This window comes from Sphingomonas sp. Ant20 (assembly GCF_000783375.1).
GTDB classification, from domain to species: Bacteria; Pseudomonadota; Alphaproteobacteria; order Sphingomonadales; family Sphingomonadaceae; genus Sphingomonas; species Sphingomonas aerolata.
Genome location: NZ_JRVI01000299.1, coordinates 99,626 through 126,023, shown reverse-complemented (window position 1 = coordinate 126,023; position 26,398 = coordinate 99,626). Strand labels below are relative to the sequence as shown.

At 63.0% G+C, this 26,398-nt stretch carries 20 protein-coding genes and 5 pseudogenes; 14 read left to right on the top strand and 11 right to left on the bottom strand.

Going from position 1 to position 26,398, the window contains the following annotated elements; genetic code table 11:
- Positions 1-56: 56 nt before the first annotated feature.
- Positions 57-713 (top strand): annotated as a pseudogene (locus tag NI18_RS24000) (IS3 family transposase); the annotation flags it as partial.
- Positions 714-770: 57 nt separating this feature from the next.
- Here NI18_RS24000 and NI18_RS21830 read toward each other — a convergent pair.
- Positions 771-3,734, bottom strand: a pseudogene (locus NI18_RS21830) (Tn3 family transposase).
- A gap of 132 nt (positions 3,735-3,866) precedes the next feature.
- Between NI18_RS21830 and NI18_RS21825 the strand changes: the two are divergent.
- The 3 genes and pseudogenes from NI18_RS21825 to NI18_RS21815 all read left to right on the top strand — a co-directional run.
- Positions 3,867-4,436 (top strand): recombinase family protein, encoded by a 570-nt coding sequence (locus tag NI18_RS21825; protein WP_037533482.1) that lies wholly within the window; start codon positions 3,867-3,869, stop codon positions 4,434-4,436.
- Between the two features lie 11 nt (positions 4,437-4,447).
- Positions 4,448-5,227 carry a DUF4019 domain-containing protein gene (locus NI18_RS23995; protein ID WP_037533481.1) on the top strand — a complete coding sequence of 260 codons (780 nt, stop codon included), beginning with the start codon at positions 4,448-4,450 and terminating at the stop codon, positions 5,225-5,227.
- 47 nt (positions 5,228-5,274) lie between these two features.
- Positions 5,275-5,574: pseudogene (locus NI18_RS21815) on the top strand (Tn3 family transposase); the annotation flags it as partial.
- Here the strand turns inward: NI18_RS21815 and NI18_RS25390 are convergent.
- From NI18_RS25390 to NI18_RS21805, 3 genes are read right to left on the bottom strand one after another with little or no spacing between them, the layout of a single operon-like run.
- Positions 5,571-5,744 (bottom strand): hypothetical protein, encoded by a 174-nt coding sequence (locus tag NI18_RS25390; protein ID WP_157840601.1) that lies wholly within the window; start codon positions 5,742-5,744, stop codon positions 5,571-5,573. The pseudogene NI18_RS21815 and the gene NI18_RS25390 sit on opposite strands and share 4 nt — an antisense overlap.
- Positions 5,741-5,965 carry a conjugal transfer protein TraD gene (locus tag NI18_RS21810; protein WP_037533475.1) on the bottom strand — a complete coding sequence of 75 codons (225 nt, stop codon included), beginning with the start codon at positions 5,963-5,965 and terminating at the stop codon, positions 5,741-5,743. The genes NI18_RS25390 and NI18_RS21810 overlap by 4 nt, the downstream gene beginning before the upstream one ends.
- 13 nt (positions 5,966-5,978) lie before the next feature.
- The gene (locus NI18_RS21805) at positions 5,979-6,308 is read right to left on the bottom strand and encodes a conjugal transfer protein TraD (protein WP_037533471.1); all 330 of its coding nucleotides are present in this window, start codon (positions 6,306-6,308) and stop codon (positions 5,979-5,981) included.
- Between the two features lie 174 nt (positions 6,309-6,482).
- On the opposite strand from NI18_RS21805, the pseudogene traA reads away from it, so the two are divergent.
- Both traA and NI18_RS21795 read left to right on the top strand, forming a co-directional pair.
- Positions 6,483-9,408: pseudogene (gene traA, locus NI18_RS21800) on the top strand (Ti-type conjugative transfer relaxase TraA).
- A 6-nt stretch (positions 9,409-9,414) separates the two neighbouring features.
- Complete coding sequence (locus NI18_RS21795) at positions 9,415-10,164, top strand: DUF6118 family protein (RefSeq protein WP_037533555.1); 750 nt, start codon at positions 9,415-9,417, stop codon at positions 10,162-10,164.
- Between the two features lie 790 nt (positions 10,165-10,954).
- On the opposite strand, the gene NI18_RS21790 is transcribed toward NI18_RS21795, so the two are convergent.
- The gene (locus tag NI18_RS21790; protein ID WP_052149427.1) at positions 10,955-11,533 is read right to left on the bottom strand and encodes a DUF4142 domain-containing protein; all 579 of its coding nucleotides are present in this window, start codon (positions 11,531-11,533) and stop codon (positions 10,955-10,957) included.
- A gap of 28 nt (positions 11,534-11,561) precedes the next feature.
- The gene (locus tag NI18_RS26040; RefSeq protein ID WP_198527101.1) at positions 11,562-11,732 is read right to left on the bottom strand and encodes a hypothetical protein; all 171 of its coding nucleotides are present in this window, start codon (positions 11,730-11,732) and stop codon (positions 11,562-11,564) included.
- Positions 11,733-11,873: 141 nt separating this feature from the next.
- Here NI18_RS26040 and NI18_RS21780 point away from each other — a divergent pair, with 141 nt between their 5' ends.
- Positions 11,874-14,747 (top strand): TonB-dependent receptor, encoded by a 2,874-nt coding sequence (locus NI18_RS21780; RefSeq protein WP_037533468.1) that lies wholly within the window; start codon positions 11,874-11,876, stop codon positions 14,745-14,747.
- A 291-nt stretch (positions 14,748-15,038) separates the two neighbouring features.
- Here the strand turns inward: NI18_RS21780 and NI18_RS21775 are convergent, their stop codons facing one another.
- Together NI18_RS21775 and NI18_RS21770 are read right to left on the bottom strand one after the other, a co-directional pair.
- A complete protein-coding gene (locus tag NI18_RS21775) occupies positions 15,039-15,809 on the bottom strand; it encodes a MipA/OmpV family protein (protein ID WP_084215428.1) in 771 nt (256 codons plus the stop codon).
- 382 nt (positions 15,810-16,191) lie between these two features.
- Positions 16,192-17,892, bottom strand: coding sequence for a class I adenylate-forming enzyme family protein (locus tag NI18_RS21770; protein WP_037533466.1), 1,701 nt, complete (start codon positions 17,890-17,892; stop codon positions 16,192-16,194).
- A gap of 317 nt (positions 17,893-18,209) precedes the next feature.
- On the opposite strand from NI18_RS21770, the gene NI18_RS23990 reads away from it, so the two are divergent.
- The 4 genes and pseudogenes from NI18_RS23990 to NI18_RS21755 all read left to right on the top strand — a co-directional run bounded on the left by NI18_RS23990 (position 18,210) and on the right by NI18_RS21755 (position 22,788).
- A complete protein-coding gene (locus NI18_RS23990) occupies positions 18,210-18,620 on the top strand; it encodes a PilZ domain-containing protein (protein WP_084215426.1) in 411 nt (136 codons plus the stop codon).
- A gap of 571 nt (positions 18,621-19,191) precedes the next feature.
- Positions 19,192-19,770 (top strand): recombinase family protein, encoded by a 579-nt coding sequence (locus NI18_RS21765; RefSeq protein ID WP_037533465.1) that lies wholly within the window; start codon positions 19,192-19,194, stop codon positions 19,768-19,770.
- A gap of 236 nt (positions 19,771-20,006) precedes the next feature.
- A pseudogene (locus NI18_RS21760) lies at positions 20,007-21,349 on the top strand (IS1182 family transposase).
- An 803-nt stretch (positions 21,350-22,152) separates the two neighbouring features.
- Positions 22,153-22,788, top strand: coding sequence for a replication initiator protein A (locus tag NI18_RS21755; RefSeq protein ID WP_332747797.1), 636 nt, complete (start codon positions 22,153-22,155; stop codon positions 22,786-22,788).
- 257 nt (positions 22,789-23,045) lie between these two features.
- Here the strand turns inward: NI18_RS21755 and NI18_RS21750 are convergent, their stop codons facing one another.
- The 3 genes from NI18_RS21750 to NI18_RS21740 all read right to left on the bottom strand — a co-directional run bounded on the left by NI18_RS21750 (position 23,046) and on the right by NI18_RS21740 (position 24,258).
- On the bottom strand, positions 23,046-23,498 hold the full coding sequence (locus NI18_RS21750; protein WP_037533463.1) for a hypothetical protein: 453 nt from the start codon (positions 23,496-23,498) through the stop codon (positions 23,046-23,048).
- 111 nt (positions 23,499-23,609) lie between these two features.
- On the bottom strand, positions 23,610-24,023 hold the full coding sequence (locus NI18_RS21745) for a DUF2442 domain-containing protein (RefSeq protein WP_037533461.1): 414 nt from the start codon (positions 24,021-24,023) through the stop codon (positions 23,610-23,612).
- Positions 24,010-24,258 (bottom strand): DUF4160 domain-containing protein, encoded by a 249-nt coding sequence (locus NI18_RS21740; RefSeq protein ID WP_037533459.1) that lies wholly within the window; start codon positions 24,256-24,258, stop codon positions 24,010-24,012. Before NI18_RS21740 ends, NI18_RS21745 begins: the two co-directional genes overlap by 14 nt.
- A gap of 218 nt (positions 24,259-24,476) precedes the next feature.
- On the opposite strand from NI18_RS21740, the gene NI18_RS21735 reads away from it, so the two are divergent.
- Genes NI18_RS21735 through NI18_RS21725 form a run of 3 tightly spaced genes read left to right on the top strand, consistent with a single transcriptional unit; the run spans position 24,477 to position 26,356 of the window.
- Positions 24,477-25,115 carry an AAA family ATPase gene (locus NI18_RS21735; RefSeq protein ID WP_037533458.1) on the top strand — a complete coding sequence of 213 codons (639 nt, stop codon included), beginning with the start codon at positions 24,477-24,479 and terminating at the stop codon, positions 25,113-25,115.
- Positions 25,105-25,419 carry a hypothetical protein gene (locus NI18_RS21730; RefSeq protein WP_037533456.1) on the top strand — a complete coding sequence of 105 codons (315 nt, stop codon included), beginning with the start codon at positions 25,105-25,107 and terminating at the stop codon, positions 25,417-25,419. The genes NI18_RS21735 and NI18_RS21730 overlap by 11 nt, the downstream gene beginning before the upstream one ends.
- A 55-nt stretch (positions 25,420-25,474) precedes the next feature.
- A complete protein-coding gene (locus NI18_RS21725; RefSeq protein WP_306286608.1) occupies positions 25,475-26,356 on the top strand; it encodes a replication initiator protein A in 882 nt (293 codons plus the stop codon).
- The last annotated feature ends 42 nt before the right edge of the window (positions 26,357-26,398 follow it).

Here is a 26,398-nt window from a genome sequence, read left to right as displayed (position 1 = left end):
GCTAAGTGGAGTTTCTGCCTGAAGGCGGCCAGCATGGCTGCCGAACAGGAGATGAGATGACGAAGCGAACATGCCGGAACCATAGTCCGCCTTCAAGGCGAAGGTGGCCCTGGCTGCCGTGAAGGGCGAGAAGACGCTGGCCGAGCTGGCGCAGCAGTTCGACGTTCACCCGAACCAGATCACGATCTGGCGCGGCCAGTTGCTTGAAGGGGCCGCGGGGGTTTTCGGGTCGGAGGGGCATAGCGAGCCGGCGGAGCCCGCGATCGACGTGAAGACGTTGCACGCCAAGATCGGCGAGCTGACGTTGGTGAACGATTTTTGTCCGGGGCGCTCGGCAAGGCGGGACTGTTGCCGAGCGCAAGACGATGATCGACCGTTCGCATGCGTTGCCAGTGACACGGCAAGCGCGGGAACTGGGGATCAGCCGCGGGAGCGTCTATTATCTGCCCAGGCCGACCCCGGCTGCCGACCTCGCGATCATGCGTCGGATCGACGCGCTGCACATGGATTTCTCGTTCGCGGGCAGCCGGATGCTACGCGACCTGCTTGCCGCCGAAGGCGCCAAAGTTGGTCGCCTGCACGTCTCCACGCTGATGAAGAAGATGGCGATAGAGGCGATCTACAGGCAGCCGAACACCTCGAAGCCGGCACCGGGGCACAAAATATATCCGTATCTGCTGCGCAAGCTGCCGGTGACGCGGCCCAACCAAGTGGAAGGCAGAGCGCTGGTTTGACGCTAAACAACGGCAAGGCGGAACATTTGTGAACGCTCACCTCGGATAGCCCTCCCCTGTCATATTGAGGGGTTTGCGGCGGACGGTTTCGGCTGCGCGATCCCACAGGAAGTCGCCGGAGAACGCAATATGCTCCCAACCGACCGGGGAAGTGTGGGCGAGCAGCGCAGGATCCGGTGCCTCGCCGATCGACCGGAGATGCTGGACGGCATCGGCGATGTAGGTGGCGTTCCAGTAGACGATCGCGGCGATGACCAGGTTCAGCCCGGACGCGCGATATTGCAGCGTCTCGTGGGTCCGGTCGATGATCCGGCCCTGGCGGAACGTGCAGATCGCCTGCGTCAGGACGTGACGCTGCTCGCTCTTGTTGAGGCCTGCCTGGCAGCGCCGGCGAAGATCTGGATTTTCCAGCCAGTCGAGCATGAAGAAGGTCCGCTCGATCCGGCCGATTTCCTGGAGGGCGAGGTCGACCTGGTTCTGGCGTTCGTAGGCGGCCAGTTTGCGCAGCATCGCCGATGGCGCGACGTGCCCCGCCTTCAGTGAGGCGACGAGGCGCAGGACCTCGCCCCAATGTTCGCGGATCGCGTCGGTCTTCACGCGCCTGCCGAGCAGCGATCCGATGGCCGGATAGGAGGCCACGGGGCCGAGCGCTGCCAGACGCCGGTCGGGGAAATCCCGTAGGCGCGGGCAGAACCGGAATCCCAGCATCGCGCAGAGCGCGAACACATGGTCGGTTGCGCCACCCGTATCGGTATAATGCTCGCCGATCTTCAGCGACGAGCCGTGATGGAGGAGGCCATCAAGGACATAGGGCGCCTAGTGCGTCGCCGCGGATATGACGGTGACATGGTATGGCGCATGTTGGTCGGAGACATGGGTGTAGAAGCTGAAGCCCGGATCGACGCCATACCGCGCATTGATATCGCCGACCGCCATCCGCTTGCCGCCTCGGAAGAACTGGCCGTCCGAACTCGATGTCGTGCCCGTTCCCCAGGTCGAGGCGATCGGCAACCGGGAATGCGCGTCGATCAGGATCGCGAGCGCGCGGTGGTAGCCGTCTTCCCGGACATAGGCGTCCTTCGTCCAGACCAGCTGGTCGCGGGTCACGCCCTGGCTGGCCGCGGCCATGCGCGCGAGCCCGAGATTGGTGCCATCGGCGAGGATAGCCGCGAGCAGCGCATTGGGGTTGTCGCTCCGCCGTCCGGTTCGCAGGTTGGTGAAGCCGGTGAGGAAGCCGGTTTCGCTGGCGACATCGTGGAGCAGCTCGGTGATCCTGATCCGCGGCATCAGTCCGTCGATGCGGTTGCCCAGGGCCTTGGCCTCGACGTCGGTATCGGTCCTGACCGGCGTGATCTGCAACCGGCCATCGATCAGTCGGACGCCATCGAGCCGACCGTTCGACAGGTCGTGTGCGAAGCGCTGCAACCGTCGATCGAGACTGGCGGTTCGCTCGGCCAGCCAGGCGTCGGCGGATAGGGGCAGATCCAACCCCGCAACGATCGGCGCGCTCGCCTCGGCCGAGAGAAAATAGCTGTCGAACCGGCGATAGCCCGAGGAACGCTCCACCCAGATATCCCCGGATCGCAGCTTGTTGCGGAGGTGCGCCATTGTCGCGGTTTCGTAGAGGCGGCGGTTGATCCGGCCATCCGTGCCCACCACCAGCCTGCGCCATTCCTTGCGGAACGGCATCGGCGCGTCGGCCGGTACGTCACGTTTGGCGGAAGCGTTCAGATCGCGCAGCATATCGATCGCTTTTACGCTGGCGGCACTGCCGCGCCCCGACTGGAAGTCCAGCACCTCGATCAGCAGCGGCGCGAACTTGCGCAGCGTCGCATATCTGTCTGCGGCGATGACCAGCGGATCCTGCTCGACGGTATTCGCGATCTCGCCCACCTGGCCCCGCGCTTTCATGAGCGCAGGCCACCCGACCGCGGTTTCGAGCGCCGCGATCGGGTCGCGGCCCTCCTCGTCGGCTTGCGCGAGGGTGTCGATGGTGATGCGGAACAGGCGCATGAGCCGTGCCACCTCGCGCGACGACGCTGTATAGCGACGTTGCTGCATATTGGTGGCGCGCCGGAACATTCCGCCGATGAGCTTGTCGGCGATGTCCAGCGCCGCGTCGATCAGTCGGGCTTCCAGATCGACCAACAGCGCGACGAGGATCGCGCGTCGCCGAGGCAGTGTGTAGCGCCGGATCAGATAGGCGGGCGACAGCCGTCCTTCCTGCACGAACTGATGACGTCGGTTGGGATGGACGCCGCTTCCGGCGTCATGGGGAATGCCGATTGCGCGGACGACGCGCAGGCGCTCGACGATATCACGCACGCTGTCGGTCTTCGTTGCGATCGGGATCGTCTTCAGCCATCCCAGTCGTTCCCCGTCCTGTTCGTCGAACAGCGCATCGATGCGACCGATCTGCACCGGCGACAGGTCGGCGACCATCAGGCGCGCGGCGTGCTTTCGCGCGCGGGCGCGGCCTGCGATCCCCGCCCGCTCGATCGTCGATGGCATCGGCAACAGGATATTGGCCGCACGCAATGCCTCGACGACGGCGGTTGCGATGGGGAGAGCGGCATCCGTCGCCGCAGCGGCCCGTTCTGCGCTCGCGATCATCAGCGCGATGTCGCCGCGCACGGGCGGACGAACGTCGAGGGACGCAGCGATCAGCAGGGCATGATCGGTCATGGTCTGCGAGCGGGTCGCGTAATCGGCGAGAAGGCAAGGATCGAGCGAGAATTGACGGGCAACGAAGACGGCGAGCGCGTTTGGCACGCCGCCCTCGATCTGGATCATCTGCGCGAGCGTCATCCCGGGATAGCGGATCAACGTGAACTGCAATGCCATGCCCAATCGATTGCGATCGTGGCGACGCTGCCCGATCAGGTCGAGGTCAGGCTTTTCGAGGGTGAAGCGCCGCGCCAGTTCATCCGGATCGGTCGGAATGCGGAACAGCGTTGCCCGTTCGGCGTCACTGAGAAGAATATGCTCGCGTGCTGACATTGACCGTCCCTAAAACGTGCTTGGCGCACGTAGACGGACCGGGTTAAAGAGACGTAGTTTGTGGACGAGTTTTGGGGCAACGGCGATCGGTCGGCACCATCGTCCACAGAACGGCCGTTTGGGAGACAAGGGTTGCCGGGCATCTTGGGCTACGCGCGTGTCAGTACCGGCGATCAGGATGTCGCCGGCCAACGCATGCGCCTTGAACAGGCTGGCGCGATCCGTGTGTTCACCGACGTCATGTCGGGCAAGAGCATGGATCGACCGGGGCTGGCCGAACTGCTCGGTTTCGCGCGAAACGGCGACACACTGGCGATCGTGCGGCTCGACCGCCTTGGTCGCTCACTGAGCGAATTGCTGACGACGGTGAATATGCTGCGCGAGCGCGGCATCGCGCTGCTCAGCCTGGAGGAGAAGATCGACACTTCCTCCGCAGCCGGCGAGCTGGTCTTCCATGTTTTCGGTGCCATCGCACATTTCGAGCGCAGACTGATCTCTGAACGCACCCGCGACGGGATCGCTGCGGCGCGCGCCAAGGGCAAGCTGCCCGGGCGCCAGCCGCTCGACAGCGACAAGGTAAGCGCGGCGCTCAAGCTGATCGCGGCGAGCGTATCGCCGGCCGAAGCCGCGCGGCAGCTCGGCATCGGTCGATCGACCGTCTATCGCGAAATGAAGCGCCTCGGCGTCGCACGGCCGGCATAGATTGGCTGACCATGACAACGAAAGATCAAATGGTTCTGAGCGAGCGGGAGAAGGAAGCGCTGCGCCTGCTTCTGGTCGGTCACGACGCCAAGTCCATCGCCAACACGCTTGGTCTGTCAGTGCACACGGTCAACGACCGGCTACGGGATGCGCGGCGCAAACTGGGCGTTTCGAGCAGCCGTGAAGCCGCCAGGCGCCTAGCCGAAATGGATGGGGATGCTCCCAATTTCATAGGGGCCAAGGAAATTGGGGACGCCGAAGCCGATTATTCGGTGGACAGAACCCGAGAACCAGCGTCGCCGCGATCATCGGGGCAGCGCTTGGCGTGGCTCACCGGAGGAATGCTCATCATGTCTCTTATCATTGCAGCTGTAGCGCTCTCGACGATCGGTGCGCACAACGACGCACAGGTCTCCGCCCAAACTATTTCAGCAGCCGCCCCCCGCCCTGGCGAGACAGAAGCCTCATCTGCTGCGCGCAAATGGGCCGTGCTGCTCGATGACAAACAGTGGGATGCGAGCTGGCGATCGGCGGGAACGATGTTCAAGGCGCAACTTACTTCGGCGCAATGGGCCACAACGATCCAGTCTGTCCGACAGCCACTCGGGTCGGCTTCATCACGCACCTTGCAGAGCGCGGTGCAGTCGAAAACGCTGCCCGGCGCGCCAGCAGGTGACTATCAGGTACTTCAGTTCCAGACGCGCTTTGCCAACAAGCCCGATGCGATCGAAACCATTGTGCTCGCTCGCGAACAGGTCGGTTGGCGCGTCAACGGGTACTTTATCCGCTGACGTCTAAGCCCTTACCGTTGTTTAGCGTCAAACCAGCGCTCTGCCCTCAAGTGGGCCTGAACAAGGGCGAGGCGCATCACGCGCTGAAGAACGCCCTACGCATTGGCCGACAGGGCGAGATCCGCGACCGCACCACCGAGGGTCAGCACTACCGGATCGCCGGCCTCAACCTCCTCACCGCTATAATCGTCTACTGGAATACCCTGCACCTCGGCCATGCCGTCGAGGCCAGGCGCCGCGAAGGGCTGGATACGCCTGACCATCTGCTGGCCCACGTATCGCCGCTCGGGTGGGCGCACATCCTGCTCACCGGCGAATATCTCTGGCCCAAGGACGCCAGCGCTTAGGGTGTCATTTCGCCCTCAGCCGGAACCGAACCCATCATGTCCTCGATGACCAGGTTGGCGCGCGAGTCCGCCATGTCCTCATGCCACATCGCGATTTCCGCCGGCGTGCCGCGCACGAAATTCATTGCGCGGACCTCGCGGCGGATCGTCTCGATATCGAAATCGCTCATTGCGCTTCGCTCCCTTCCGCTTCCGCGTCGAACGCGCGTTTTCCGCGCCTTTTCCATAGCGCCAGGATGTCGCTAGAATCGTCGCCGCGACCACGCCCGGCGAGATCGAGCAGCGCGCCGTAAAGGGTGGCGCGATCGTCGTCGGTCAGTTCGACTAGGCCGGCTTTCTGGACCAGTCCGCCCAGCTCAATCAGGTGGCGTGTTCGTTCACGACGCTGCACGACCCAGCCCCTGCTATCCGTTCGCCGTTCCGCCGCTTCCGCCCGCAGCGTCGCCGCCTGGTTCAGTCGCAGTGCCCGATCCGTCGATTGCAGTAGCACTGCCACCTTTGCGCCCGCGCCGCTGAAAGAACGAAGCGCCCTTTGCGCGCCATGCCTCCTTTGCGCTGGCATCCTTCGATCCGATCGCGTCGAGTAAGACGCCGGCGAGGGTTTCCGCGTCGAGCGCATCAGCGCCAGTTGCAGCGACGAGCTGGCCGAGCTGTTCGACCCGCTTCGCCTTGAGTACGCGGGCCTTGTCGCCCAGCGCTTTCAGTTCGGCATCGTAATCGCGAACCTTCCGCATCGAATTTACCCTTCCGCGTATCGATCAGCAGTATCTTAGCTCTACTATCGTGCGGGTAAGGCCAGAACGAGCAGAAAGCAGCACCAAGTCAGTCGGGAGCTGCGGAGCAGATCGTGAGTGCGCGCTTATACGTCGTTGCCGACGTGCGCTAAGTAGGGCAGTGTACGGAGCGTCATGGCGATCTACCATTTCTCCGCCAAGGTTGTGAGCCGCGCGAATGGATCGAGCGCCGTCGCGAGCGCCGCCTATCGTTCCGCGTCCGAGCTGCACGACGATCGGCTGAACCGCGATCACGACTTCAGCAACAAGGCAGGCGTGATCCACTCCGAAGTGATGTTGCCGGAGGGCGCACCGGAGCGTTTAAACGACCGCTCGACCTTGTGGAACGAGGTGGAGGCCGGGGAGAGGCGCAAGGACGCGCAGCTTGCCCGCGAGGTAGAGTTCTCGATTCCGCGCGAGATGAACGAGAAGCAGGGCATCCAGCTCGCCCGCGATTTCGTGAAGAAGCAGTTTGTGACACGCGGTATGGTCGCGGACCTCAACGTGCATTGGGACAAGGCGAAGGACGGCACGCCCAAGCCGCATGCGCATGTGATGATGACGATGCGCGAAGTCGGGCCGGAGGGGTTCGGGAAGAAGAACCGCGACTGGAACAGCACCGAGCTGTTGAAGGACTGGCGCGAGGCGTGGAGCGCGCACGTCAACGAGCGCATGGCCGACCTGGCGCTTGAGGGCCGGATCGATCATCGCTCCTATGAGGCGCAGGGCATTGCGCTGGAGCCGCAGCACAAGATCGGCCCGGCAGCATCGCGGCGACCCGAGCAGGGACTTGAGGCGGAGCGGATCGAGGATCACACGCGCATCGCCCGCGAGAACGGCGCGAAGATCATCGCCGATCCCAATGTCGCGCTGGACGCGATCACGCGCAGCCAAGCGACGTTCACCATCCGGGACCTTGCGACGTTCGCGTTCCGGCACAGCGACGGCAAGGAGCAGTTCGACCAGGTGATGGGTGCGGTGCGCGCATCACCCGAGCTGGTAGCATTGGGGAAGGACGGTCGCGACCAGGAGCGGTTCACGTCGCGTGACATGATCGCGACCGAGGCGCGGCTTGAGCGCGCCGGTGACGATTTATCGAGGCGTTCGGATCATGTGCTCCCGGCAGCTTCAAACAGGGGGGGTCGGGGAGGGCAACCGCGCTGCCGGGAGTGAAGGTATAACGCTCGGCGACGAACAAGTTGCCGCGCTTGAGCATATTTCTCAGCCGAACGGTCTGGCGGCGGTGATCGGCTATGCCGGTACGGGCAAGTCGACGATGCTGGGCGTCGCGCGCGAGGCTTGGGATGATGCCGGCTACACGGTGCGCGGGGCAGCGCTGTCTGGCATCGCGGCCCAGAACCTCGAGGGCGGTTCCGGCATTCGGTCCCGCACCATCGCCAGCCTTGAGCACGCATGGGGGCAGGGCCGCGAGCAGCTAGGCCCCAGGGACGTACTGGTCGTGGACGAGGCCGGCATGATCGGCTCGCGCCAGATGGAACGGGTGCTGTCCCAGGCACGCGACGCCGGGGCCAAGGTCGTGATGGTCGGCGACCCAGAGCAGTTGCAGGCGATCGAGGCGGGGGCGGCGTTCCGCAGCATCACCGAGCGGCACGGTGCGGCCGAGATCACCGAGATCAGGCGGCAGCGCGAGGACTGGCAGCGCGATGCCACGCGCGCGCTGGCGACGGGGCGCACCGGCGAGGCGATCCATGCCTACGATGGTCGCGGCATGGTTCACGCGACAGACACGCGCGAGCAGGCGCGGGCCGAGCTGGTCGACGGTTGGGATCGCGCGCGTCAGGCCGAGCCCGGAAGCACCCGGATCATCCTTACTCACACCAACGCCGAGGTGCAGAGCCTCAATGGCGAGGCGCGCGACCGGTTGCGCGCAAGCGGCGACCTTGGCGATGACGTGACCGTAAAGGCTGAGCGGGGCGAGCGCCAGTTCGCGACCGGCGACCGCATCATGTTCCTGCGCAACGAGCGCGGCATGGGGGTCAAGAACGGCACGCTGGCGACGATCGAGCGGGTATCGCCCGAGGGCATGGCGGTGCGCCTCGATGACGGGCGCGGGGTTGCGTTCGACACCAGGGACTATGCCCATGTGGACCATGGCTATGCGGCGACGTTCCACAAATCGCAGGGCGTGACGGTTGATCGCGCCCACATCCTCGCCACCCCCGGCATGGACCGGCACAGCGCCTATGTTGGCATGTCGCGGCACCGCGACAACGTGCAGCTCCACTATGGCCGCGACGACTTCGCCGATCAGCGCCAGCTTGTCCGCGCCCTGTCGCGCGACCGGGGCAAGGACATGGCCGGCGATTACGCCCGGCCCGAGCAGGACCAGGCCCGCGCGTTCGCCGATCGGCGCGAGATCCGGTTCCCGGAACTCGCGCGCCAGGTGGTGGCGAAGGTCCGCGACAAGGCGCGGGGCATGTTCGACGGCTTCCGGCCGAAACCGGCAGCGGAGCGGGCGATGTCGCCGGAGCGCAGCGCGGCCGACCGCCCACTTCCACCTTCGCAGGCCAAGGCGATCGAGCGTTATGCGCGTGCCGGTGCCGACATAGGCCGGATGCTCGAGAAGGGGTTGCCGGTGTTGGCGCACCAAGAACAAGCGCTGGCGAAGGCCGGCGACGCGCTTGACCAAGTCCGGCCCCATGCCGCACGCGACCTCGCATCGGCGATGGCGCGCGATCCGAAGCTGATCGAGCAGGCCGCAGGGGGCAACACCAGCGGCGCGGCGAAGGCGATGGAAACCGAGCGCCAGGTCCGCATCGATCCGGAGAAGCGCGCAGGCCGGTTCGTGGAGCAGTGGCAGGGCATGAAGGAGGCGCGTGCCAGCATGGAGCGCGCCGGCGATCGTGAGGGCGCGGGGAAGATCGGCAAGCGCATGGAGAACATGGCGGGCGGACTGCATCGCGATCCGCAGCTCGAATCCGTGTTGCAGCGACGCGCCCCCGAGTTGGCGTTGAGTATGGAGCGGAGCCGGTCGATCGGGCAGGAACTGGCGCAGTCGGTCAGCATCGGGCGTGACCGCGACCGTGGCATGAGCCGGTAGGTGACGATGGATACTTCGACAGGCTCAGCACAGGCTGATATTCAGGAAGGCGGCGATCCAGCGGAGGCGTTCGATCGGTTGCGCGCCGTGATCGAAGGCCAGGACCGCGAGCTGGCGTTGCTACGCCGTGCCGTGGAGGGCCTGGCGGCCGAGCGGGCGCATATCGACGTGCCGGACTATACCGAGACGTTGGGGCGGATGCAGCAGGGCGTGGACGCCACGGCCGAGCGGATCGCGGTCATCAACGACGTGATCGTGCGGAGTCCGGCGCTGGCGATGACGCCCGAGCAGATGGCGCAGCGCATCGCCGCAGCAGGCAACGCCGCCCGGCGCGAGGATCAGGCGGCGCTCGCCATCGGGCGTAAGGGGCTGGAGGACGCAACGCGCCAGCTCCAGGGACTTGTTGCATTGGCGCGGCACGCCAGCGAGCAGAACAGATGGCTGGCATGGTCAGCGATCGGCGGCGTCGCGACCGGCATGATGTTGTGGGCGGTCGGCGCGGGCGTCGTAGCGCGCGCCGTGCCGGAGAGCTGGCTCTGGCCGGAGAAGATGGCGACACGCAGCTTGCGCCTGGACACTTGGACCGCGAGCCGGCGACTGGCGGCCGTCAGCCAGCCCGGCACCTGGAACACGATGGTCGCGGGCGCGGTGATTGTGCAGGAAAATCGCAAGACGATCGACGATTGTAGGAAAGCCGCGGCAAGGGCGGACGAGCCGGTGAGATGCACGGTCAAAATCGCCGCAGAGGAACGGTAGGCATGTCGGAAAACCAGAACACGTTACAGCTCGCCTTGCGTGGCGAGGACGAGTTTACGTCCTTTGATATGGCGCTAACCAAAGAGGAATCGTCGAGACATATACCAGGATCGGTGTGGGGGACGCAGAATACTAATCCGTTTGCGCGCAATGCCTGAAACCACCAAAAAGAGACTGTCGCCCGACGCCATGCGTGCGCTGATTTTCAGGATCGGGTTTTCTGGCGGTAAACCCTTCACAGTGAGGTCGTTTGCCGGTGGCTAGAAAATTGCTGGTTTTCTGGTGACGGGGTAGCCCGGGCGTCCCGTTTTCCATGTGCAACGGCCGACCCGCAACTTTTGCGCGTTTGGTGTTTTTATGCCGTATCGTACAAGAGTCATTAAGCCATGAAACAGATCGTCCCTGTCGTTCTAGCCCTGATCCCGTTGGCAGTAGTGGTCGGTGCCTGTATAACCTGCCCCTAAATTTCAGGACAAAGGCCGCCAGATATGTCCGACTGACTGTGCTGCTCGGCTGCGGAGCAGTGGCGCAGGGGTAGTGGTTACGGCAGTTCATCCCTTTCTGCGTCCATAATCCCGATCGGCAAGACGGCTACCAGCCCATGTTTGACGTTCGGGGATGAGCGGGTCGCTCGTCACCTGCCGGAAGGCATAAGTGGCAGTCAGGTCCTCTCTTGCTGCCGGGCTTCCTGACCACGGCGGCAGACGACGAAGAGATGCAGCCGGGCGAGGCCCGGGGCGTCGGCCAACGCGGTCATAGAACGTCCCGGCAACGAGGCGGCTAGGTCCTTTCAGTAAATGGGCGCCAGACCTGCCGGCAGCATCTGCTTGGCGTGTTGCAAATGCCGTTCGATCACAGGAACTGCGGTTGAAGCCACCTGCTTCAAGGCAGCATCAGTCCCGTCAGTGGCATAACCCTTGTGCAGAGCCCAAGCCGCCTGATGCGCCTGTGCCTGCTGTTGCAGATAAAGATCATCGAACGTCGCCTTGGGCGCTTTTTTCAGCAACGCGATTTTGGCCGCGTTGGCCGCGGACAGCTTTGTCGAGGGCCGTGCAATCGTGCGGTCGTCATTCTTCAGCGCTGCCATCAGTGCCTTCGTCGTGCCGGTATGATCGGTGATCATCTGCTTGGCAAAAGACTTGATGTCGTCGCGCTTGCTTTTCGTCAGAGCCAGACGGCTGGACTGAATTTCGTAATTGTCCGAGTCAGCCGCCAATTTGACATAGTCGGTCGCTGATGTTGCAGAGAGGGGCGACACCCCCACCTCTGTCGGCGTCAGAGAGCCGGTAGAAGCCATCATGTCCTGAGCGACGGCAGGCGCAATCAAAATCAGAGCCGATGCACCGGCAAGTATTAGCGATCGAAACATGGAGCTTCCTCAAGCAGTTCAACGTCGCTTAACGCTGTCGATATTCCCGAAGTTCCGCCTGATCTGAAAGCCAGCGCGCCAGCGCATTTTGTCGGCTGGCTTCGAAGTGACAGATCGGCAGCCAGTCATCCACTCGTTCAGCTTGGCGGACCGTCTCGGGAGGTTCATGTTGACCGGCTCCGCATACCGGATCGGTCACGGCCAGATGTTGCGCTTTGGCGACACAGGCTTCGAAAACATGGTTTTCCTGACAAAATGCTCGACACATCCGCGTGAATAATCCTAGCTTGAAAAGAAACCCGATATTCGAAAACGAAATCGTTCAGGGAGAGTGACGACCATGCGTCTTACCGCATACCTGCTGTCGGCAGCGACGATCGCGATTGCCACGCCCGCCGTGGCGCAAGAGGTGACCCCCACGACCAACGCCGAGCGGCAGGTACCGTCGCGGGGGACCGCGAGCGGCGCGGTGCAGGCGGAAACCGCGGGACGTGGCGATGCTGCCGTCAGCGAGCAAGCGGGCGGTAGCGCGGGTGACATCATCGTCACCGCCACGCGCCGCGCCAGCCCGCTCAGCGACGTCCCGATTGCGGTAAGCGCGATCACGCAGGAGGCATTGCAGAATACCGGCGCCAACGACATCCGCGCGCTGAACCAGCTCGCACCGTCGCTGCTGGTGTCCTCGACCGGTAATGAGTCGAACGCCTCGGCGCGTATTCGTGGTATCGGTACAGTGGGCGACAATCCCGGCCTCGAAAGCTCCGTCGCTACCTTCATCGACGGTGTCTATCGGAGCCGCACCGGCGTCGGCCTCAACGAACTCGGGGAGATCGAGCGGGTCGAGGTGCTGCGCGGACCGCAGGGTACGCTGTTCGGCCGCAACGCATCGGCGGGCCTCATCAACATCGTCACCAAGGCACCGGAGTTCACCTTTGGCGGTATCGCCGAGCTTACATACGGCAACTACGACAACAAGCGTGCGCAGCTCGGCATCACCGGCCCGCTGACCGATACGATCGCCTTCCGGGTTGACGGCATCTATAACAAGCGCGATGGTTTCTATCGCAATATCACGCAGAGCGACAATGAGGCGCGGGTCAATAACCGCGACCGCTACTTTGTGCGCGGTCAGCTACTATTCAAGCCGAGCGATGATTTCAGACTGCGCCTTATCGGCGACTACAGCCACCGTGACGAAAGCTGCTGCGGCGCGACCTACTACAGCAAGTTCGAAACCTTCGACCCGACAGTAAATGCTGTGCAGTCGAACGGCAGCAGTATAAACACCGATGGCGCTGTCGCCTATTCGGACTCAAACCGCATACTTGGTGTTCTCAACCGGCTCGGCGCGGTCCGCCCAACAACCGATACGCGTGCCAATCCGTTCGATCGCAGTGTCGCAATCTCGCCGGGCCGTACCTTCCGCAACGTGACCGAGGATTACGGCGGGTCCGGGCAGATCGACTGGGATCTCGGCGGCATCAACATCACGTCGATCACGGCCTATCGTGAAAACAAATCGGACAACGCCGGCGATACCGACTACGGAAATGTTGACTTCAGCTACCGCGACAATGATTCCTATCGACAGTTCAAGACGTTCACGCAGGAGGTTCGTCTCCAGGGCTCTGCGTTTAATGGCAAGCTCGACTGGCTCGTCGGCGGTTTCTATTCGCACGAAAAACTCAATGTGGTCGACAGCACCAAGTTCGGTACGCAATATGGTACCTTTGCTGCCTGTCGTCTGGTAGCGACGCTCAACCCCGCGGTAGCTCTTCAGGATCAGAACGCGCCGGGTTGCCTCAGCGCGGCAGGCCGCGCGACGGTCACGGGCGCTTTCGGTGGAATTGCCCCGTCAGTACTCGGCGGGCTGGATCGCCTGTCCGGTACGATCGTCAATGGCGTTCGCGTCGGAGGCGTCAACGACGTCGGCGACCAGGGATCGCGCTATCGCCAGACCAGCGAGAATTATGCATTCTTCACTCATAATATCTTCAACATCACCGACACTCTGTCGCTGACGCTTGGCCTACGTTACACACACGAGGCGAAGGATTTTCGGGCCAATCTGAACAACAATAATACAGTCTGCCCGGTACAGCAGGCCAATCTTTCGCCCTTACTGTCGAATGCCGCAGTGCCTGCCACCGCACGTACCTTCATCGGCGGCATCGTGACGCTGACCTGCACCGGCAATAGCTCGTCGACAATCAACGCGCTCAACCTCAACGACAGCTTCTCGGACGGTGAATTCACCGGCACCGCGGTGGTGTCGTGGAAGCCGACGCCGCGGCTGCTCACCTACGCGTCCTATGCCAAGGGCTATAAGGCGGGTGGCTACAACCTCGACAGATCGGATCTTGGTGGCCTGCCGGGCGTATTTACGCCGCGTACGAACGCCGACGCGCCAGGGTTGCGTTTCGACGCCGAAAAGGTGGACGCCTATGAAATCGGTGCCAAGTACAACATCAGCCGTGCCTTCAGCCTGAACCTCGCCGCCTTCAGGCAGGAGTTCAAGGACTTCCAGCTCAACACGTTCAACGGCTCGGTGTACGTCGTGCAGAACCTGCAAAGCTGCAAGAACAACCTCAACGGGGCAGACACTGACAGCCTCGCGGGCAACGGCAGTTGCGCAGGCAGTGCCGACAAGCCCGGCTTGATCTCACAGGGTGTCGAGGCAGAAGCGACTCTCAATCCGGTTCGCAATGTCACCTTCACCGCGGGGTACACCTATTCGGACACGCATTTCCGCCGGAATCTGGTCGGCAATGCGCAAGGGGAGCCGCTCGATCCGGCGCTGTTCCTGCTGCCGGGAAGCCAATTGTCGAACGCGCCCAAGAACGTCGTGACGACCTCGCTCGCATGGACCCCCGAGATCGGGTCGAACGGCATGTCGGCGTTGTTCTACGTCGATAGCCGCATGACGTCTGACTACAATACCGGTTCGGATCTGGCGCCTGAGAAGATCCAGGACGGCTATGTGCTGGTCAACGCGCGTATCGGTATCCGTGGACGCGATCAGAAATGGGCATTGGAATTCTGGGCACAGAATCTGACGAACAAGGATTACATCCAGGTCGCATTCAACACGCCGTTCCAGGGTGCCGGGTCGGTCGCCAACACGCAGCGCTTTGGCGCCACCGCCAACGCACTCTATTCGTCGTTTCTGGCCGAGCCGCGCACCTATGGCGTGACGCTGCGAAGCCGCTTCTGATCGCAAAGGGACCGATCAACCCGGCCGGCCGCAGCAATGCGCGCCGGTCTTTTGCGAGATCGGTTCCTTCACGCCTCGGCTATTGCGCCGTGCATGGGTCATGACCTGCGATGTGACATGGGGCCGTACGCGTTCGAGCCGGTTGAATCGCCGCAAGATCCTCGAAGGTGTCTGTACGCGGCTGGCAAAGGCACCACGGCGGGCCGCTAAAATCCAGTCGGCTTTTTTTGCGACCTCACAGGAGATCGATTTTCGCAAAGCAAGCAGAAAGCCGGCCTGGATAATTCACTATCAGAATGTGTATCCGATGGCGACCGCGCCCAGCCACTGGCTCTTTGATCCGGCAACGCTCACCACCGGACTATCGGCGAAATCATTGAGCATCCGGCGATAGGTGCCCCCGGCGATAAGTTTGAACCCATGGAGTAGATTGCCGGTCAACGAATAGGTGACCAGTCCGCCCACGGTATAGTTTTTCCATCCCTTGCTGGCGTTGTAAACCGGCAGCGTGCTCGCAATGCTCTGCGTCGGTGAGACGGTGAAGTAGGTATCGGCATAGCCGCGCCCGGCGTGTTCGGCCGAGGCGAACAGGCCGACCGCCGCCTTCGTGCTGAGCGGGGTCAGGTAATTGACCGAGGGCTGCCAGATTTCACTGTCATGCGCGTTGTTCACGTCGTGACGATAGCTGACCGACACCGAAAGCTTATCGTAGGGGCTGGTGATGACACCGGTCTTGCCGATGCCGATATATCCGCCGACCTCGATCGCGGTCTTTTCCTTGCCAAGGGCGCGAACCCGTACGTCATCGATCTGCTTGATGCTCTGGCGGTCAAAGTTCACCGCAGCGATCGGCCCGAGCTGGAAATCGATCGTGTCGCCCTCGCGGTTCGGGATCAGGTCCAGGCTGGCGCGCGTACCAAGCACCGTAAACGCAAATCCCTTTACCGATCCGATCGCGACCGGACCGCCTGTAAAACGATAGTCATTCGATCCATCGTAATCCGGCAGATACACACCAGCTGCCGCAACCGTGATGGTGTCCCCACCTAGCTGATCGGTCATCTCCCTGGCCTCAGGCGAGGGTGGTGCTTCCTGTGCCGAGGAGGGGGCTGCCAAGCCAAGAGCGAGAGCCGCTGTCGGTAAGCTTGCTAGACGGATGATGCGCAACAATGCTTGTTCCTCACGTAAGCCGCCCTAACGCTTCGGACTGACGGTATCTCCTTGAAGGGGAAGGCAGGAGATAAAATCCAGTAGAGGGTGTTGCAAATGTGCATCACAATTAAGGCGCATGTGGGCACATCGATCGGATCCGGCAGTTCTGATGTCAGCATACGGCCGCTAAAATCAGCACGTATGCTCCTGTGCTAGACCGTTCGGACCAGCTGAAAGGCCTGATGTCTCGTCATTTGGTCTTGAAGGGACGGCGACACGGGGCGTCTCTCTGCTAGCGATCGACCTCGCTCGCCACACTCGCGCGATATTGCTGGCGCAAGCTGACCTTGTCGATCTTCTCCGTGCCCAACCGGGGCAGAGGCGCGGCCGACAACCAGATTTTTACCGGCACCTTGAAGGCGGCGAGGTGCTGGCCAAGAAAAGATCGTAGTTCCTCTGGATCCAGGCTCTTGCCCTCGGCGGCGTGGACCACGGCGCCGGGCACCTCGCCGAAGCGCTCGTCAGGCAGGCCGAATACCGCCGCTTCGGCGACGCGCGGATCGTTGTACAACGCAGCCTCGACCTCTTGGCAGGCGATGTTCTCACCGCCGCGGATTATGATGTCCTTCTTGCGGTCGACGATGAAGAGATATCCGTCCTCGTCCAGAAAGCCGATGTCCCCGGTTCGGAAGAACCCGTCGGCGGTGAACGCTGCTTCCGTAGCGGCCGGGTTGTTCCAATAGCCAAGAAAGTTCGCTGCGGAACGGATGCCGATCTCTCCCCTGCTGCCCTGCGCCAGTGAGGCGCCCGCGTCATCCAGGATAGCGATCTCCACCAAGGGCGCGGAAGGCCGGCCGGCGGAGTTCGGCTTGGCTGTGTAGTTCGTCCGCCAATTGCCAGTTCCCACTGCATTGGTCTCAGTCAGGCCATAGCCGATCAACGGTGCTCCCTCCATTTCGGCATCGATACGGCGAACATGTTCCACCGGGCGAGGCGCCCCACCGGCCGCAAAGTCGCTGACGGTCGACAGGTCATAATTTGCCCGATCAGGATGGGTGAGTATCTCAAAGCTCATCAGCGGCACGCCCACGAAGTAGGTCACGCGCTCCTGCGCTATCAGCCGCATCGCCTCCTCGGCATTCCATTTTGACATCAAGACCAGCTTGCGCCCCAGCGCGAAGCTTTGCAGAAGCACCGCCACCTCGGCGGTGACGTGAAACAGCGGCAGGTTGAGCAGCGTTGCGGGCTGACCCTCGGGCGGGTTGCCCTCAGCCGTTGCAATGCCGAGCATCGTCAACGCCTGCGACAGAAAACCGAACGTTCCCTGCACCACCGCGCGATGATCGCTAAGCGCGCCCTTCGACTGCCCGGTTGACCCGGAGGTAAACAGAATGGTGGCGTGGTCGTCGGCGACGATCGTCGGCAATGGCGTGTCGGGCCGACTGTTCGCTGTTACCCCGAGCAGCGCCTCGCCGATCGGGAGCGTGTCGTCCACCTGGACGATGCGGGCGGAAAGACGGGACACAGCGCGCAGCCGGGCCACTCGCGGGGCATCGGCGAAGACGAGGCTGCATCCAACCTCGTCTATTGCCGACGCCAACTCCTCGGACTGCCACCAGCCGTTGAGCAGCGTCGCAACGCCGCCTGCCATCATGATACCCATGTACAGGATGATCCATGCCGGCGAATTGCGCATGGCGATGCCGACGCGGTCACCCTTGATGACCCCCTCAGCCACAAGCGCACGCGCCACACTCTTGGCGGCGGCATGCGTCTCGGTAAAAGTGAGCCGTTCATCGTCGGCGACGAGGAATGTCGAGCCGCCATGCTGGTCGCAGAAATATGCGAAATAGTCGGAAAGCGTGGGCGGCGCTCCGGCGACGATCGGCAGCCGGCGACCGAAGCGTTCGACGCTGCCCAGCACCAGCGGACCGCCTTCGCTCGTCAGCGACGCTATCATCGCGTTCATCTTGAGGTCGAGCTCGGTTGGCATCACACTCTCCAGCTGCTATCTTTTTCCTTCTTATGGCGTGCTTGGTTCTGACCGCAACGTCGTTAATCGGTCGGCAAAATGCTCAGCGCTCGCTCAAATGCGCCGTTCTGGTCCGCTTGCGGCATGGTTGCCCGCTGCGGGCACTGCCCAAAAGTTGCCGAGCTGCAATTTATCAAATCCTTCCATTCGTCGTCGGCGATCTGAATCGCATTTCTCGTATCCCTCTGCGCAACGGTTAATTGTCAGCACTGACCGCCTTATGCTTCGTTGCGTCGAATAGCGTTGCGTGCTTCAACGTCTTCCCGCATTTGTCCTGCATGACCGATGGCGTCGACCCAACGGAAGCAGGCGATCGCGTGACCGCGCAGCGGGAGCCTCGCCAAAGGGTTTTCCTGAGCACATCGCTTGAACGCTTTGGGAGCGCTGAGACGACGCAACATCGCGTCCGTGATTTGTCTCCTAAGGGCATGCGCATCGATCAGGCAGCAGGCTTACAGGTTGGGGCAACCGTCCTTGTAGCAATCGGCCGCCTCGAGGCCGTTGGCGCAACGGTCGTGTGGGTAAAAGAAGACTCTGCGGGTTTGAGGTTCGCGGAAACTGTCGATCCGTACCTGGCACGGGGAAAAGCGGTCGTGCGTCCCAATGCCAACGTCCTGCCTAGCCGAGAAACGCAACCGGGGGCGACAGCAGGCTGGGTTGCCGATCTTGACGATGCCTATCGTAAATAACGGCGGAGACACTTACCAGCCAAAAGGAATGTGGTCCGCCTTCCTCGCCCGGCACCGACCGCAAGCGATGGACGTCGGCCCGGATCAGGCTAGCATAGACTGCGAAGCGCTAGCCGCCGATCTGCGGATCGGCGTGGAAAAAGGACCCCTCATCCCGGTGGTCTAGCGTGCATCGGTGGCTGCCCACCAGTTTTGCTCTCCCGATTGAGAACGGCGATCGGCGCGACCGGGCCTTTCTCGAATGGGATCCCAATCGACAAAGTCGCTGGTGTCATAACCGGTCGAGGCTGTTGAAAAAGTCGCTTCGGCTTGGAAGGGGCGTTGGTCCGAGCAATATTCTTCTCGTATCGCGTCAACCATCGCAACTCCTGGTGTAAAGCCGCTATCCGTAAGCAATCATATTACGCGCGACGTGGCTGCGCTGCCGGCTCGCCGAGTTTTTCAACAGTCTCGATCGATTTTGACGCCCCATCATGTGAGAACGTCTAGCAGCGGTCACGGGCGTATCAAAACACATTCTCGATTGCTGGGGCCCGTGCTAGGCACAAGAGATGAGTTTTGAGAACGCTTCATGCTGATCGGCTACGCCCGGGTCTCGACAGCCGAACAAGATCTGACACCGCAGCTCCATGCGTTGCGCGAGGCAGGTTGCGAACGGACCTTCAGCGACAAGGCGAGCGGTGCGAAGGCGAACCGCGTCGGCTTGGCAGACGCGCTCTCCCATGCCCGACCCGGCGATGTGTTGGTCGTGTGGAAGCTCGACCGCTTGGGCCGGACGATGAAGGGGTTGGTCGACCTGGCCGCTGATCTGGCGGAGCGCGGCATCGGGTTCCGATCGCTGACCGACGGCATCGACACGGCCGGCACTGCCGGCAAGCTCGTCTTCCACATTATGGCGGCCATGGCTGAAATGGAGCGCGACCTTAACCGCGAACGCACGACAGCCGCCCTGGCGGTGGCGCGGCGCGAGGGGAGGGTGGGCGGCCGGAAGACGGTGATGACGCCCAACCGGCTCGCGGCTGCTCGCAAACTCTTGGCGTCCGGGATGCCGATGCGTGAGATCGCCCCCGCGATCGGGGTCTCAGTTCCAACACTCTACCGCCACCTTCCAGCGCCGGAGCAAGAAAGCATCAGCGCGGAAGGGCAGTAACGGAATTCCAAGAGAGGGTAGCGCTCTCCGTCGTGGCTCTAGAACTCGCCCTTCGTTCACGTGACCCGCAACGTCTTAAATTGGGGACTTTCCTGCCAGTCAGCTTTCAGGATTGGAACGGTCGAAAGCCGCCGGCACGTGGTGTCACAACCGTTCGAGGCTGTTGAAAAAACGACTGCTTGCGACGGTGACGAGGGCGTGATTCACTCCTGCAAGGCGGTAGGGGGATCACGGACATGATGGGTCGGCAGGTGGCGCAGGGGGCGCTGTTCTATGGTTTCCGGCTCGATGAGCATGTGCCGGTCGACCACCTGCTCCGACGCATCGACGGCGTGTTGGACTTCGGCTTCGTGCGCGAGGCGCTGGCGTCGAGCTACAGCACGAGTGGGCGACCCTCGATCGACCCGGAGCTGATGCTCAGGATGCTGCTGGTTGGCTATCTGTTCGGCATCCGCTCGGAACGCCGCCTGTGCGAGGAGGTGCACCTCAACCTCGCATATCGTTGGTTCTGCCGGCTCGATCTGGGCGACCGAGTGCCCGACCATTCCACCTTCTCCAAGAACCGGCACGGCCGCTTCCGCGCCTGCGACCTACATCGTCTGGTATTCGAGCAGGTAGTCGCGCGGTGCGCCGCGGCCGGGCTGGTAACGGGGCGCGACTTGGCGGTGGACGGCAGCACGATCATGGCCGACGCCAGCCGCGAGAAGAAGCTGAAGGGGGCCGACGCCGCAGACGAGCTTCGTGCCGGGGAAAGCATATCGCGACCCGTCGCCGAATATCTGGCGGCGCTCGATGCCGCGTTGCCGCCGGACCCCGACGAACCAGCGCCCGTCGATCCGACCAGCATCTCGCCGACCGACCCGCAGGCGGCGCTCACCTGCAAGCACGGACCGGCGCGCTTCGCATACGCCATTAACCCCCTGCTCGACCTCGACACCGACTGCATCCTCGACGTGGAGGCGACGCCCGCCCGCTTCGCAGCCGAGGTGGCGGCGACCCGGACGCTGGTGTCACGCGCCGGCACTAGACTGGGCATCGAACCCGTCAGTCTCTCGGCCGATAAGGCGTATGGTAGCGGTCGGCTGCTCGGCTGGCTGATCGACCGGAACATTACGCCATACATCCCGGTCATAGACCGGACCCGCCAGCGGGACGCCTTCTTCACCCGGGATGCCTTCCGCTACGACCGGGAAGCGGATGCCTACTGCTGTCCGGCGGACAAGCTGCTCAGCTATTGCGGCACCAACCGGACCAAGCAGGTGCGTGTCTACCGAAGCCGGCCAGCCGATTGCGCCGCCTGCGAGCTGAAGCCGCAATGCACCATGGTCCGAAGCGAGGTGTCACCCGGCTCGTCAGCGAGGAAGCCCGCGATACCGTGCGCGCCCTTGCCGGCACCGACGCCTATGTGTGCGCACGGCGTCGAAGACAGCGGATCGAGCGCGTGTTCGGCCACCTGAAACGCAACCTGGGAATACGAACGCTCAAGCTGCGAGGCCTGTCAGGAGCCGCCGAGGAGTTCACCATGGCCGCCGCGGCATACAACCTTCAGCTGCTCGCCCGGCAGGCTGCGCCGGCCTGATACGCGGCGTATCCTACCGTGCCGGCGTCACCAGCCATCCGCCACGCCGATTTCGCGCAGGCCTTTTTCAACGGTCTCGGTCGGTTTTGACACCGGCAGACGCGACCACGGTTTCCGGAGGTTTGCGTGTGTCAGAACCCGGTTCAGAATGTCAGCTTCCGAGACCGGCAACTTGTCTCGGCTACGTCTGCCTTTGGGTCGGGAGCCGACTGGCTGCCGACAGACTGCTTGTGGGGACATTTCTGACAGGCAGCTAGGCCCCTGTGCATTATTCGGACACAGATTCACGGTAGCCCGGAATTGGTCTTTTCGGCAGCGGCCATGTGGCGGTCACGACCGAGCTGGGCTGTCGATCCCAGCAGCTGATATTATGAAGCGGGGTTCTGACCTTCGCAAAACCGCACGCGCGCGAATGCGGGTGATGGTGTCACAACCGACCGAGACTGTTGAAAAACTCGGCGAGCCGGCAGCGCAGCCACGTCGCGCGTAATATGATTGCTTACGGATAGCGGCTTTACACCAGGAGTTGCGATGGTTGACGCGATACGAGAAGAATATTGCTCGGACCAACGCCCCTTCCAAGCCGAAGCGACTTTTTCAACAGCCTCGATCGTTTGTGCGACAGCCGACCAGCAATCTGGCCAACGGTCGCCGAAAGCACGAAGCACCGACGCCGACTCCCGAACGGTCGGCGAAAACACGAACTTTCGCGCTCGATTGCCGCTTCTCGGAGAGGTAGGGTCGCTTAACAGGCCAATCTTCGTGTTTTCGCCGACCGATTGGCTGACCTACGGAAGCGAACTATGAGCCAAGCCGTAACACCTCAGGGCGACCTGTTCACCCTCGACAGCCCGCTGCTGACAGAGGTACGCGGCGAGCAGTCGCTTATGGCGTTCCCCTTCTTCGCCTTGAGCAAGGGGAAATGGACCAAGCCGCTGGCCTATAAGAGCGACGCGGTGTCGATCGAGATCACGGCGACCGCCAAGGGCGTGGCGACGATCTATGACAAGGAGGTCCTCCTCTATATCGCCAGCCTGATGGTCGCGAAGCTCGAGGCCGGCATCGATGTCAGCCAGGAATTCTATTTCACTGCCCATGACCTGTTCCGGATTACAGGGGTTAGCGGGTCGGCTCGATCCTACTCGCGACTTTCGGACGCGTTGGAGCGCCTACAGGGCACACAGATAAAGACGAATATCGAAGCCGGTGGCGAAGGCCAGGCCGGCTTCTTCTCCTGGCTGTCCGAAGCCCAGCTCCATTATTCAAAAACAAAAACGGGTGTTAAGCGTCTCAAGGCCGTCAAGGTGCGGCTACGAGAACATCCGCACCGCGCTGGACCTCCAGGCCACGCAACGACGCCACGGCGTCCCGGTGCTGCCGCTCCGCGTCATCTGCGGCTTGGAGAAACCACAGCATCGCAACGATCGCGTCATCCTTGAGACCACCCACGCGCTTCTCATGGTTCCTCAGGGCAATGCTGAAGACTTGCGACGCGTTAACGGCGAGTTGTTTGATCTGATTGCCACTCCAGCAGGTGGCGGCGATGACGTTGCAGCCCTAGCAGGACTACGACGTTAAACTAAGTCCTCCTGCAAACGGTCGGGGCTGTTGAAAAGGGCGATGCTCAGCCGCTCCCCTTCTCACGAGGGTACCTAACCCTGTGGGCCTGGCCTTTAACCCAGCAAAAGATCTCCAATCAGGCGAACAGGTCGCCGATCGCGCGCACCCGGAAGGCATTGAGCCATCGGCGCCGACGATGCTCCCCAGCGTCGTGACGCATGTGGCACCGCTGGCAGAGCGCGGCGAGGTTGCGCGGCCGGTTGTCGCCGGGATCATGGTTCAGGTGCGCGCTGGCGAGAATGACACGCGTGACGCGCATGGAGGCGGGCGGGTCGATGCCAGCGAACCCCGGTTGCGCGCCCGCCAGGTCCGCAGGCGCGGCGAGGCAGCGTAGCACCCCGCCCTGCCCGTCGCGCCAGCGGCTTGCGTCCTCGTCCCACCATACGCCATCACCGAGGTGCAGCACGTCTCGGCCGTGCGGACGCCGGCAATGCTCGCAGCGCCCCTTGGCGCGGCCGAAGCGGATAAGGTTCGACAGTTCGCGCCAGTCGATCGGGTAGAGCCAACGATGTTCGGGCGCGATCGGCATGACGATTCTATGATTCACTGCCGGCCAGAACGAAAGCGGAAACTTGCCTTATGTCCCTACTCTCCTGCAAACCTTCTTAGTGTCACAGGTATAAAGGCTAACAGTGCAGAATTACACCAATGCGAACTTCCGCGGCCGACCACCCTTACGACCGTTGGCGCGCGAGGCGGCGACCTTGACAGCCGTCCGGGAGCGCCCCCCTTCCGCGCCGAGCTGGCGCGCCATCCATTGCTTGGAGCCGAACACGCCCTGGAGCAGCGCCGGAACGTAGAGGTCCGCATCGAGCTTGGGCCAGTGCAGTCCCAAGCCCGCCGGGCTGACTTCAATTTCAGCGAGGTTGTCGGGCGAAGCATCGGCCAGTCCTTCTGCGAGCCGCGTCGGAAACGTCAGCTCGACCCCGGTGTTCAGCGCAACCACGACCCGCGACCGCCGACGATCGTAGCGGGCGGACACGGCATGACCCGCGGCGCGGATCGCTTCCATACGCGCTTCGGCTTGCGCCAGCTCCTGCTCAGTAATCGCCATGTATCGTCCTCCATTCCGCGCATAGTGTCGGCACCAGCTCGACCAGCGCCTCCTCGATCCGGTTCACGTCCGGCACCTTAAAGCCGTAGCTTTCCCGCAGGTCGGGTGGACCGCCGGGACAGTTCAGGTTGAACACCGCCTCCCCTTCCGCGCCCTTCACATGGACATGCGCCGGTCGATGATCGTTGGGCCAGATCACGACCCGCAGGCCACCGATGCGATAGACGACGGGCATAGGCCAACATATCAGAAACCCAAGCGCTAGGGAATAGTTGCACTGCGAGCGCCCCCCCTTGCGGGGCCGCGCTCTATCTCCGCTGCGCTTCGACCGAGCCGCCATGCCCACGTCTCAGCGCTAGCGCGTGACGATCGCTCGCGGCAGGATAAAGGGTATTCCCTTCACGCCCAAGAACCTTCATAGTGTCACAGGTAAGAGGAGCAGAAGGGGCGAAGGTGCAAATCTACTCACTTATCAGCCAGAAGGGCGGGGCAGGTAAAAGCACCCTTGCCCGTCAGCTTGCGGTTCTCGCGGGCGAGACGGAGCCGAGCCTCATCATCGACCGCGACCCACAGCGTACGACAACGAAATGGTGGACGCGCCGCGAGCAAATCGAGCCGGCCATTGAGCGCCCCGAGCTGATCGACCTAGACGGCACCACCTTGACTGACGCGGCCAAGAGCCTTCGCCGCAAACCGGAGGGTGCGTTGTTCATCGACACCCGCCCGGCCGTCGAAGAGCCGGAGGCCGAGGCGGCGCGCGTGGCGGACTTGGTGATCGTGCCGGTGCGGCCGTCTCCCGACGACCTTGAGGCGGTTGGCGAGACGTTGAAGATTCTCCGCCGGCTCGACCAGCGCGCAGTCGTTATCGTCAACGCTGCGAAGAACGACTCCCGCGCGACCGCGGCCCGCGCCGCGTTGTCGCGCTACCCAGTCCCGGTTTGCCCGACCCATCTATCCGACCGCACCGTTTATCTGGACGCCTCACTTGAGGGGAGGGGCGTGACCGAAATGCGCGGCCAAGCCGCACGCGACGCGGCCGACGAGCTACGCCAGGTTTGGAGCTGGATTCAGGAGATACGACATGAGCAGTAAGCGCACCGGTCGCGCGCTCGCCGACGTGATGGGCGAGCTGGACGAAGAACCCGCCGCGGCCCCGATCGCTGTGGCGACGGCTAACGCCGCTCCCGTTCGAGACGCCGCATCGCCGGCGATCGTGCCGATCAACGTGCAAGTCACCCCCCGCGACCGTAAGCGGCTTCGCCAGCTTAGCCTCGACACCGGGCTTAGCTTGCAGAAGCTGGGGCATGAGGCGTGGAACCGACTGTTGGAAGCGCGTGGGCTGGAGCCGTTGGAGGCGGTAGCCGCGAGCGTGCCGAGCGGCCGATCGCGCCGCTGACCTTGGAGCCTTTATGACTAAGAAGGGCAGAAGGAAAGAAGGTGACCCGGTCGGCTTGCTCGGCCAGCTCGACCTATTCGTGACGTTGCCCGGCGACATACCGACCCACGACGAGCAGGAGATGATGGAGCGGCCATTCTTCAGCCTCTCCAAACAGCGCCGCAGCGAACCGATCGACTATTCGGTGCAGAACGGCACCGCCACCGTCACCGTCAACGTCACGGCCCCGGCCGAGATCGGCATCGCGACCATATGGGATTGCGACATCCTGATATGGGCGGTGTCGCAGCTCCGGGCGGCGAAGGCGGCGGGACAACCCACCACGCCGCACTTTCACGTCCCGCTCTACGAGCTGCTACGCGGGATCGATCGGCCCACCGGAGGAAACGAGTATCGCCGGATCGTGGAGGCGCTTGAGCGGCTGAGCGCCACCTTGATCCGCACCAACATCCGCCAGGGGAAGAAGAAGCGCCCAGAGGGCTTCCACTGGATCGAGCGCTACTCGGCACCAACCGACGGCCTTGGGCGATCGACCGGCGTCGAGTTTACCATATCCGATTGGCTCTACGAGGGCGTGCTGACCGATCGCCTCGTGCTCGGCATCGACCGAGCCTATTTCAAGCTGACCGGCGGGATCGAGCGGTGGCTTTACCGCGTCGTGCGGAAGCATGGCGGTCATCAGGCGGCAGGTTGGGCTTTCACCATGAAGCAGCTCCACCACAAAAGCGGCAGCACCCAGCGCGTGGCCGACTTCGCCAAGGAGTTGCGAGTTGCGGTCGAGCGGCAGCGGCTACCCGGCTATTGGCTGGAATTGGTGAGGAACGATGAAGGTGAGGAGGTTCTTAACTTCACAGAGAGATGCCAACTTTCGACCGACCACCCGGGCTTTCAGTTCAAGCGCTTGCCGCGCCCACCGATGGGGTTTCCAGCCGACTGATCGCCAGGGGCCAAAACCCCGATAGTGAGCGAGCTCCAACTA